Raw genomic sequence first — 9,066 nt, forward strand, 5'->3', positions numbered from 1 at the left:
AAAGCTTAGCCGCGAAGGGTGTCAGGCCCCGAGTCGGGGGTGCCTCCGTGAAACGGAGCATCCTCCGACACGCCCTGCGGGTGCGGGGGCTGGGCGTCCAGCGGCTCGTCAAGGCGCGCCTTCTTCGCTTCCTCCTGCGCTTCCCGTTCAGCCCGCTCCTGGCGGCTCTCCACCGGTCCGGTCAACTGGACGGGACGGGTTTCCTTGGACAGCCACACCTCGCGGAAGTCCCGCTTGCGGACGTCACGGAAGATGTCGGCAATCTCGGCCTGGTTGAGGGTCTCCCGCTCCAGCAGCTCCAGGGCGAGGTAGTCCAGGATGTCCCGGTTCTCGGTGAGGATTTCGTAGGCCTCGTCATGTGCCTGCTCGATCAGGCGGCGCACTTCCTCGTCCACGACGTAGGCGATCTGGTCAGAGTAGTTCCGCTCGTGCCCTGCGTCGCGGCCCAGGAACGGTTCACCGCCGCCCTGGCCCAGGCGGACAGCACCGACGCGTTCGCTCATGCCGTATTCAGTGACCATCTTGCGTGCGGTGCCGGTGGCCTTTTCGATGTCATTGGACGCACCGGTGGAGGGATCATGGAACACGATCTCCTCGGCGACGCGTCCACCCATGGCGTAGGCCATCTGGTCCAGGAGTTCGTTGCGGGTCACGGAGTACTTGTCGTTTTCCGGGACCACCATGGTGTAACCAAGGGCGCGGCCGCGGGGAAGGATGGTGATCTTGGTGACCGGGGCGGAGTTCCGAAGGGCCGCCGCCACCAGGGCGTGGCCGCCTTCGTGGTAGGCGGTGATCTTGCGCTCGTGTTCCTTCATGACGCGGCTGCGCTTCTGCGGGCCGGCCATGACGCGGTCAATGGCCTCATCCAGGGCGCGGTCGTCAATCAGGTTGGCGTTGGAACGCGCGGTGAGCAGAGCGGCCTCGTTGAGGACGTTGGCGAGGTCGGCACCGGTGTACCCGGGCGTCTTCTTCGCCACACCCTTCAGGTCCACCCCGGGAGCCATCGGCTTGCCCTTGGCGTGCACCTGCAGGATCTGGTCGCGGCCGATCAGGTCCGGCGCTTCCACGGACACCTGGCGGTCGAAGCGGCCGGGGCGCAGCAGGGCCGGGTCCAGGACGTCTGGCCGGTTGGTGGCCGCAATGAGGATCACGTTGGTCTTGACGTCGAAGCCGTCCATCTCCACCAGCAGCTGGTTGAGGGTCTGCTCGCGTTCGTCGTTGCCGCCGCCGATGCCGGCGCCGCGGTGCCGGCCGACGGCGTCGATCTCATCCACGAAGATGATGGCGGGCGAGTTGGCCTTGGCCTGTTCGAAGAGGTCGCGGACACGGGATGCACCGACGCCGACGAACATTTCCACGAAGTCAGAGCCGGAAATGGAGAAGAAGGGTACGCCGGCCTCACCGGCAACCGCGCGGGCCAGCAGGGTCTTACCGGTACCTGGCGGGCCGTAGAGCAGCACGCCCTTGGGGATCTTGGCGCCGACGGCCTGGAACTTGGCTGGTTCCTGCAGGAATTCCTTGATCTCCTGGAGTTCCTCCACGGCCTCATCGGCACCTGCAACGTCAGCGAAGGTGACCTGCGGCATGTCCTTGCTGACCATCTTGGCCTTGGACTTGCCGAACTGCATGATCTTGGAGCCGCCGCCCTGCATGCGGGTCATAAGGAACCAGAAGAGTGCGCCCAGCAGGATCACGGGGATCAGGAGGGAAAGCAGGCCGGAGAACCAGTTGCTTTCAATCGGCTGGTCGGTGAAACCCTGGGCCGGCTTGGCGTCGGTGACAGCCTTCACCACGTCCTGTGCGCGGGCATCCACGAAGAAGAACTGGACGCTCTTGCCTTTGTCCTGCCCGTCCACCTGCAGGTTGTCCTTCAGCGTGAGGTCAACGCGGTTCTCGCCGTCGAAGATCTTGGCCTGCTCCACCTTGTTGCTGGAGAGCAGTTCCAGGCCCTTGTCCGTGTCGATCCGGGCCGCACCGCCGGGGGCGAGCGTTGCAAAAGCCACAAGGAGCAGACCGACCACAACGACGATCCAGATGCCCGGGCCTTTGAAGAAGTTCTTAGCTTTCATCTGTTCGGGGCTGGCCCCGTCCCTTCCGGTAGTGCTTCACGGCGAGTAGTCTGCGCGCGTGATGGTGCTGCGTCAGCTTCTAGCTATACACCGTCCGGAGTAAATCACGCATAGCGAAAAGCAAAAGTTCCCTGTGGGCGTAGATGGTGCGGCAGTCCGCAGAATACCGCGTCAGGGCTGCCGCTTCCCGGTATCCGGCAGCCCCACGGACCCACGCGTGACCAGCCGGCACCCGAGCAGCACTGGGTCCGGTCCGCCTGTGGGTGGGGTGGGGCCGGCCTCCGCTGCGGCGCTTTCGAGTTCATCGATCAGCCGGTTGACGGCCCAGGCCCCCATTTCGGAGTGCGGCACGGCGACCGTCGTCAGCCCCGGATGGAGGTTGGCGGCCAGCAGTTCCTCATTGCCGAACCCGACGACGGACAGGTTGCCGGGGATGGACAGGCCCAGTTCCGCGGCGGCGCGGTAGGCGCCCATGGCCAGGGAGTCACTGCAGCAAAAGAGGGCCGACGGCGGGTTGGCGGCTGCCAGGATTCTGCGGGCAGCCGCGTACCCGCCGGATGCATCGGGCGACGCCGCCTCGCCAGTGGCGGAGGCACCGTTCAGTCCCGCACACTGAAGTGCGTCCCGGAAGCCCAGGATGCGCTGGCGGGTGGAGTGGTTCTCTTCAGCGGTGGTGAGGAGTCCGATCCGGGTGTGGCCGGCCGCGAGCAGTGCTTCCACCGCGGCTGCTGCCCCGCCGTATTCGTCGGCCACGACGGCGGGAAGGCTCAGGTCCGCGGCGACGGCATCCAGCAAGACCGCGGGGACCTTGCCCAGGGTGGCGGAATGCTGCAGGACGCGCCGGTGGCCGGCCGCGTAGAGGATTCCGTCCACCTGCCGTGCCAGGAGGGACTCCACGCCAGCTTGTATGGGGTGGGTTGCGCGCTGGCCGGGTTCCGGGCTGGACTTCAAGCCGGGCTGCGTGCCGGCTTCCGCTTGCGCCTGCCCCGGGATGTTGACGACCATCAGGGCGTAGCCGCGGGCACGGGCCGCCTGCTCCGCGCCCAGGATGATGCGGCCGGCGTGCGGAGTGGTGGCCACATCCTCAATGGCCAGGCCCAGCACACCGGACCTTCGGCTGCGGAGGGCGCGCGCCAGGCGGTTGGGGCCGTATCCCAGCCGGGCCGCCGTCGTCCGTACTTTCTCGCGGGTTTCCGGGCTGACCCGGGCGAAAGGCACGTCGTTGAGGACGTGCGAGACCGTGGTGACCGAGACGCCGGCTTCCCGCGCCACGTCCCGGATGCCCACGCTGCCGCTACTCACGCTTCCCCCACTCAGCAAGGCCAGTGCGGGATGGGATGTCACGGCAGTCCCGGGCGGCACGATTGCCGTGAACCGCCATGCCGTGGGAAGGGTTTACTCGTAGACGTGCGGCGCCAGGGTGCCCACGAAGTCCAGGTTGCGGTACTTTTCCGCGTAGTCCAGGCCGTAGCCCACCACGAATTCGTTGGGGATGTCGTAGCCCACGTACTTGACGTCGATCTCCACCTTGGCTGCGGTGGGCTTGCGGAACGCGGTGCAGATTTCCACGGACGCGGTGCCACGGGATTCCAGGTTGGTCTTGAGCCAGGACAGGGTCAGGCCGGAGTCGATGATGTCCTCGACGATCAGCACGTCCTTGCCCATCAGGTCGGTGTCCAGGTCCTTGAGGATCCGCACCACGCCGGAGGACTGCGTACCCGAGCCGTAGGAGGACACGGCCATCCAGTCCATGGAGATGTGGCTGTGCAGTGCCCGGGCCAGGTCAGCCATGACCATGACGGCGCCCTTGAGGACACCAACGATGAGGATTTCGCGTCCTTCATAGTCTTTGTCGATCTGCGCGGCGAGTTCGGTGATCCGCTGCTGGATCTGTTCCTTGGTGTAGAGAACGTGCTTGAGATCTGCCTGGACGTCGTTTGAATCCACCAATGGCTCCTGTTTAGATGCGGGGTGCGACTATTTTGCGGGCGGTTTTTGAGGCCGGAATACTAGCTTCCCACAGCGCACGGGTTCGCGGGGAACGGAACCGGCGCCGCCCGGGGCCCCTGCAGCCGCCGCGTCCTTCGATTCCTCCAGCTGCGCCAGTGACAACCGGTACACACTCACACCGCCGGGAAGCTCAACCGGTCCGGCCGAGCCATGCCGCCGGAGCAGCGCTTCTGCCGCCAAAAGGCGCCGGTAGCTGGGCTGCTGCCCGACGGCGTCGGCCGCTGCCTTGGCGATGACACGGAACCTAATGGCCGGTGCAAGCGCCCGCAGCGCCTCCTCCGGCAGGCTCAGTCCGCTGCCGTCCCGTTCCACCAGGGAGGCGTAGGTGCTTTCCGCCACATCCTCCAGGTAGTCGGCGTCCAGCTGCAGGATGGCGGCTGTCCGGGCCAGGGATTCGGCGACGCCGGGACCAAGTTTTTCCTCAAGGTGCGGGAGGACTTCCACCCGGGTCCGTGACCGGGCGAAGGCGGGATCGGAGTTGGTGGGATCGTGCCAGGGATCCAGCTCTTCCACGGCACAGATTTCCTCGGTGTCCGCCCGGCGGAGTTCCAGGAAGGGGCGCAGGAGGACGGCATTTCCGGTTCCAGGACGGGCCGGCCGCATCCCTGCGAGGGACCGCGTGCCGGAGCCGCGGGCGAGGCCCAGCAGTACTTGTTCGGCCTGGTCGTCCAGGGTGTGACCCAGCAGGATTGCCTCCGCGCCCTGATCTGCGGCTGCGGCCTCAAGCGCGGCATGCCGGGCTTCACGGGCGGCGGCTTCGGGGCCCATGCCGGCACCGGCCACCGTAACGGTCCGGATTTCCACCGGGTGCAGGCCCAGGTCCTGCAGTGCTTCCACGGTGCGGGCGGCAATATCGGCCGACCCCTCCTGCAGCTGGTGGTCCACCACCACGGCGCCGACGGTCAGCGGGCGGCCGTCCACGTGGCCGCGGCGGGCAAAGTACGCGGCGACGGCGGCGAGCGCCAGGGAGTCCGGGCCGCCGCTGCAAGCTACGAGGACGTGGCGGGGATAGCCGGCCCCGGCCAGGGCGTTTTGCAGCAGTTTGCGCGCAGTGCCGACGACGGGCGCCAACCTGCCCGGCCGGCGTCGGCCGCTCCGCGCGCCCTGTCCTTCAGCCGCCGGGGCGCCCACCGGTACCTCTGAAGGCAACTAGAGGCCCATCCGGTCGAGCCACAGCTTGGCGTCGTGGATCTCGGGCTCGGTGGGAAGGTGGTCCACCGAGTCCCATACCTTGTTGAAGCCCTCCATGCCGGCCACGTCCACAACGGCGCGGACAAAGCGGGCACCGTCGGAGTACTGGCGCATTTTGGCGTCCAGGCCCAGGAGGCTGCGGATGAACTTCTCGATGACGCCCCGGTCCTTGCCGCGGTCGTTGAACCGCTGCCGGATGGTCTTCACGGACGGGACAATGCTGGCGTCGACGGCGTCCATCACCACGTTGGCGTGCCCTTCGAGCAGGCTCATCACGGCGGTGAGGTGCGAGATGGCGGCCTTTTCCTCCGGATCCTGCAGCAGGTCCAGGATGGCGCCGCGGCCCGGCGTGTCTCCGCTGGCAGAGCGGTCCTTCAGTGAACGCGCGGCAGCTGAGGCACGCTCCATCAGGGAATCGACGTTGCCCAGCAGGTGCCCGCTGAGTTCGTCGATTTGCTCCAGCATGTGGTGGCGCAGCCATGGTGCCGCCGCGAACTGCACCCGGTGCGTCTGCTCGTGCAGGCACACCCAGAGCCGGAAGTCCTCCGGGGCGACGTTCAGTTCGCGCTCCACCGAGACGATGTTCGGTGCCACCAGCAGGAGCCGGCCGGCAGCAGGGGCCGTGGAATTCTCCGCCAGCGCCGCAAAGGGATCGTACTGGCCCAGGACCTTGCTGGACAGGAAGGCCAGGACGGCGCCCAACTGGCTGCCGGTAATGGCGCCGCTGACCTGGGCGGCCGCGGGGCTGAGGTTTCCGCGCCGGGTGTCCAGCATCTTCTGCATGGCGGGCTTGAGCATCACCGCGAAGCTTTGGGTGTTGGCCTTGGCCCAGGACGCCCGGTCCACCACCAGCACGGAGGAATCGCGAAGGTCTCGCGCCGCTTCCAGCCCGGTGATCTCGTGGACGTGCGGCACGGATGCGTCCGCCAGCCGGCGCAGGCTGTCCACCGCCTCCCCAATGGCTTTTCCGTCGAGCACGGGTCCGGCCGGAGCCAGCCTCGCCGCGGCAGAGGCAGCGAGGTCCCAGTTGATCAGGGCCTGCGCCTGGTTGGACTGGGCTGCCTGGTTGGACTGGGCTTCCGGGGACAACGTCGGTGCGGACTCGCGCGCAGTGGACTCCATGGTTCCCATCAGAACACAGCAGGCCAGGGATCGTCCTTAAGTTCGCTGACCGGCGAAACTTCCACAGCCCCTGCACAGGGAGGCGAAAGCGTTGTCCCAGACCCGCCGGGCAGGCTGGAAACCGCAGGGCAACCTGCCTGTCCAGGAGCGGCCCGCCCCCGCACAACCGTTGCTGCCCCGCACCGTTTATGCGGGGCAGCGCCGCCCATGCGGTCCACGGCCATAACCATCGAAGGAGGAACCATGATCCCCTACCGTCCCATCGCTCCCCTGACCATCGGCCCGCGCACGGGCTGGAAGTCGGTGCTGGCCGCCGTCGTGATGGCCGCGCTGCTGGGGACCACCGCAAGCCCGCGCTAGCGGCAACCGCAGCCCGCCAGCGCGGTAGCTGCCCGGTCCAGCGCCACCTTGTTGCCGGCGGCTCCGGGCGTCAGGCCGTTGCCGATGAAGGAGAACACCAGGAGCCGGCCGTCGGCGTCAACCACATAGCCGCTCAGCGCCAGCACGGTATTCAGGGTCCCGGTCTTTGCGCGGACCAGCCCGGCGCCGCCCGAGGTGGTGGCATCCCCGTAACGGGTGTCCAACGTGCCCGACAATCCGCCAACCGGGAATCCGTCCAGTGCGGCGCGAAGCCTGGCATCCGTTCCCGTGGTCATGGCTCGCACCACGTCCGTGAACTGGCGGGCCGTGACCTGGTTGCCCATGGCCAGGCCGCACACATCCACCAGCTTCACGGCGTCCGGGGTGACCCCGGCGGCCGCAAGCTCGGCAGTCACCGCGGCAGTAGCGCCGTCATTGCTTCCGGGCCGTCCCGTGGTCAACGCGGCCATCCGGCCCATGGTTTCGGCAAGGTAGTTGTCCGAGACCTGCAGCATCAGGTCCACCTGCTCCGCCACGGTGGCCGAGTCAACACCGGCCAGGGCTGCAGCGCCGGCCTTGGCCGCGCCGGGTGAACGGTCGACGCCGGCCGCCACCGTCAGTCCCGCCCCGGCGCCTGCCGCACGGAGCTGGGCCGCGAACGCTTCCGCCGCAGCCATGGCCGCGTCCTGGGGGCGGGGACCGGTGGTGACGGCGGGATCAAAGCGTGCGGAGTTGAGCGCCAGCGGGTACAGCGGAGCGATCTCGCCGGCTTCCACATCGCCGGACTGCCAGTTGGGATTCAGTGCAGGGCCGGTGAAGAGGGAGTCGTCCAGCAGCACCTTGATGTCACCGGTGGTACCGGCGGCCTGCAGGGCCTGCACGGTGAGGGCTGCGAGCGTGGCCAGGCCGGCCTGGCCCATGGCCTGTCCGGGCCGCGACTCCCCCGCGCCCAGGAGGACGTCGCCGCCGCCCACCAGGACCACCTGGCCCGGAGCAGGGCCCTGCACCACCTTCGTGGTGAACCGGTGCTCCGGCCCCAGGGTGCGCAGCGCGGCCACGGCGGTCAGCAGCTTGAGGTTCGACGCCGGCACCCGGCCTTCCGCGCCACCCCGGTCAAAGAGGACCTGGCCCGTGAGCGCGTCCTGCACCATGCCCGTGAAAGTACCGCCGCCGTCGGCTGTCAATAACGGTTCCACCTGCGCCGCCACGGCTGACGGCGCGGGTACGGGGGCGGCAGGCTGAAGGGGTGCCAGCACCTGCGGGGCGGAAAGTGTGGCGGGGGCCTGTTGCCAGGCGGGCGCAGCGGGGGCCGGCGCCGGGGCCTCCGGTCCGCGGAATCCGGGAGCCACGAGCAGGGCCGCCGGGATGGCCAGCGCGAGCAGGACCAGGGTGGCCAGGACCAGGTGCCAGGACTTCCCTGCCTCCTGGGTGATGCCGCCGGAACGCCGGGAACGCCGGGCGCGCAACGGTTCCCCGCCGGTTGGTTTGGTCATGCTGGTGCCGGTCCTCAAGTCCTGAAATTTCCCCACAAGTTCCTGATTCCAGGGCCTCTCGCTATATCCTCAATTGTAGTCGGCGGCACCGACACGCTTTTTTGTGGGCCCGTCAAGTGTGCCGCGCACCCCCTGCAATTGCCGAGGAGCATTCCCATGAAGCACGACGTGACCATCGAGATCCCCAAGGGATCACGCGTCAAGTACGAAGTTGACCACGAGACCGGCCGCGTCCGCCTGGACCGCGTCCTCTTCACCTCCATGCAGTACCCCACGCACTACGGGTACTTCGAGAACACCCTCGGCGAGGACGGCGACCCGCTGGACGCTCTGGTGCTCCTGCAGGACTTCGACCTGCACCCCGGCGTCATCGTCGAGTCCCGCCCCATCGGTGTCTTCAACATGACCGACGACGGCGGCGGAGACGCCAAGATCCTGTGCGTGCCGGTGGACGCCCGCTTTGATCACATCCAGGAAGTCAGCGACGTCAACGAGTACCTGATCAAGGAAATCGAGCACTTCTTCACCCGCTACAAGGACCTGGAGCCGGGCAAGTGGGTCAAGGCCGAGGGCTGGGGCGACCGCGCCGCCGCCGAAGCCGAGCTGGAAGCTTCCATCAAGCGCTACGTGCCCACCGGACACTGATTTCCAGGTTGGGCTTGCCCCAACAACTGCTTTAGGGTCCGCCGGCGGGTGGCCCGCCTTTTTAAGCCCTGGACCCCCCCCCCTTGTTTTTGGGACTTATATACTCGGGGTGGGGGGGATGTCGAGGCCGCCGCGGAGCACCAACTCCTCTTCCTCCCCCCGTGGGGGGCCCCTGC

The 9,066-nt window shown here is 67.8% G+C and carries 7 protein-coding genes; 1 reads left to right on the forward strand and 6 read right to left on the reverse strand.

The features are described 5' to 3' along the window. Positions 1-5 precede the first annotated feature (5 nt). The 6 genes from ftsH to dacB all read right to left on the reverse strand — a co-directional run bounded on the left by ftsH (position 6) and on the right by dacB (position 8,245). Entirely contained in the window at positions 6-2,069 is a 2,064-nt protein-coding gene (gene ftsH / locus PUN51_RS17680) for an ATP-dependent zinc metalloprotease FtsH (RefSeq protein ID WP_159634414.1), read from the reverse strand. Between the two features lie 171 nt (positions 2,070-2,240). Then, entirely contained in the window at positions 2,241-3,371 is a 1,131-nt protein-coding gene (locus tag PUN51_RS17685; protein ID WP_275181956.1) for a LacI family DNA-binding transcriptional regulator, read from the reverse strand. Between the two features lie 93 nt (positions 3,372-3,464). After that, positions 3,465-4,016, reverse strand: coding sequence for a hypoxanthine phosphoribosyltransferase (gene hpt, locus PUN51_RS17690; protein ID WP_041651844.1), 552 nt, complete (start codon positions 4,014-4,016; stop codon positions 3,465-3,467). Between the two features lie 30 nt (positions 4,017-4,046). Next, on the reverse strand, positions 4,047-5,120 hold the full coding sequence (tilS, locus tag PUN51_RS17695) for a tRNA lysidine(34) synthetase TilS (RefSeq protein WP_275181959.1): 1,074 nt from the start codon (positions 5,118-5,120) through the stop codon (positions 4,047-4,049). 108 nt (positions 5,121-5,228) lie between these two features. Continuing rightward, positions 5,229-6,392, reverse strand: coding sequence for a zinc-dependent metalloprotease (locus PUN51_RS17700; RefSeq protein ID WP_224024222.1), 1,164 nt, complete (start codon positions 6,390-6,392; stop codon positions 5,229-5,231). Positions 6,393-6,748: 356 nt separating this feature from the next. Then, positions 6,749-8,245, reverse strand: coding sequence for a D-alanyl-D-alanine carboxypeptidase/D-alanyl-D-alanine endopeptidase (gene dacB / locus PUN51_RS17705; RefSeq protein ID WP_275181957.1), 1,497 nt, complete (start codon positions 8,243-8,245; stop codon positions 6,749-6,751). A gap of 156 nt (positions 8,246-8,401) precedes the next feature. On the opposite strand from dacB, the gene PUN51_RS17710 reads away from it, so the two are divergent. Further along, positions 8,402-8,890 carry an inorganic diphosphatase gene (locus PUN51_RS17710; protein ID WP_043450105.1) on the forward strand — a complete coding sequence of 163 codons (489 nt, stop codon included), beginning with the start codon at positions 8,402-8,404 and terminating at the stop codon, positions 8,888-8,890. The last annotated feature ends 176 nt before the right edge of the window (positions 8,891-9,066 follow it).

This window comes from Arthrobacter sp. NQ4, from assembly GCF_029077345.1.
In the GTDB taxonomy this organism is placed as follows: domain Bacteria; phylum Actinomycetota; class Actinomycetes; order Actinomycetales; family Micrococcaceae; genus Arthrobacter.

Excerpts from the sequence above, each read along its gene's own strand:
- PUN51_RS17700 (WP_224024222.1), bottom strand. The coding sequence starts at position 6,392 with ATGGAGTCCACTGCGCGCGAGTCCGCACCGACGTTGTCCCCGGAAGCC.
- dacB (WP_275181957.1), bottom strand. The coding sequence starts at position 8,245 with ATGACCAAACCAACCGGCGGGGAACCGTTGCGCGCCCGGCGTTCCCGG.
- ftsH (WP_159634414.1), bottom strand. The coding sequence starts at position 2,069 with ATGAAAGCTAAGAACTTCTTCAAAGGCCCGGGCATCTGGATCGTCGTT.
- PUN51_RS17710 (WP_043450105.1), top strand. The coding sequence starts at position 8,402 with ATGAAGCACGACGTGACCATCGAGATCCCCAAGGGATCACGCGTCAAG.